This window comes from Oleiphilus sp. HI0080 (assembly GCF_001635135.1).
Map to the genome: position 1 here is coordinate 1 of NZ_LWFU01000642.1, position 1,304 is coordinate 1,304.

Consider the following 1,304-nt stretch of genomic DNA (forward strand, 5'->3'; position numbering starts at 1 on the left):
ATATGTAACGGACGCTTCTCGCTCAGTCAGTATTGCAACAACACTGCTAAGCGAAGGCCAAAGCGAGCAATTTGCCAAAGATATCCGCGAAGAATACGAAACCATCCGCGAGCGACGTAAAAACCGCGTTAGCCAAAAATCACTGCTAAGCTACGACAAAGCGTGCGCAAATAAAGCGGCTATTAACTGGGAAGGCTATCAACCCCCGAAACCGACATTTCTTGGATCGAAGGTTTTTGAGAACTACCCGCTCGAAACATTGGTTGAGTACATCGACTGGACACCCTTTTTCATCTCCTGGGATCTTGTCGGCAAATATCCAAAGATCCTGAGTGATGCAACCATTGGCGAAGCAGCAACAAACTTATTCAACGATGCCCAAGAAATACTAAAACAAATGCTTGCGGACCCTCGTATAACGGCAAACGGGGTAATTGGTTTCTGGCCGGCCGCATCGATTACAGACGACAGCATCGTACTGTTCACAGACGAAAACCGCTCGGAAGAGCTTACTCGTCTCCATCATTTGCGCCAACAAAACGATCTGCCTGGGAAACCAAATCTCTCGCTTGCCGATTTTGTAGCGCCATGCGAAAAAAGCATTCATGATTACGTTGGTGGCTTTGCGGTCACCGCGGGATTAGGTGCTGAAGAACTGGCAAAGGAATATCAGGACGCAGGTGACGACTACAATTCGATCATGGTCAAAGCGCTTGCTGACCGGTTAGCTGAGGCATTTGCCGAGCATATGCATGAGCGTGTTCGAAAAGAGTTCTGGGGCTACGCCAAAGACGAGGCTTTGGACAATAACAGCCTAATCAAAGAAAAGTATGTTGGAATCAGGCCTGCTCCGGGATACCCCGCCTGTCCTGACCACACAGAAAAAGAGACGCTATTTGAGCTTCTCGATGCGACAAACAATGCAGGCATGAAGCTCACTGAACATTTTGCGATGACACCTGCTGCATCGGTCTCAGGCTTTTACTTTTCACACCCAGAGTCCAAATACTTCAATGTGGGTAAAGTCATGCGTGATCAGGTAACCGCTTATGCTAAACGCAAAAATATGGGTCTTGCTGAATGCGAGAAATGGCTATCTCCGGTATTAAATTACGACACCTAGAAGACAGGCTAGAGATAATTCTATATCAGAATATATATATGATTTTTTATCAGTTTTGATGCTTAAACAAAGCTGATAAACTGCGCGCTTCAAAAATGGAGCAAGATGTAAACTTAGTGAGCGTGCCGCAGGCTCCGTTTTTCACATTGAATCAGGGCAGAAAACAAGTATGTATATTTAC

General features: G+C 46.0%; 1 protein-coding gene. It reads left to right on the forward strand.

All coding sequences use genetic code 11. From position 1 onward, the window contains the following. A partial coding sequence (locus A3751_RS13995) for a vitamin B12 dependent-methionine synthase activation domain-containing protein (protein ID WP_304439034.1) occupies window positions 1-1,123 on the forward strand: 1,123 nt, incomplete at its 5' end. Window positions 1,124-1,304: the final 181 nt, after the last annotated feature.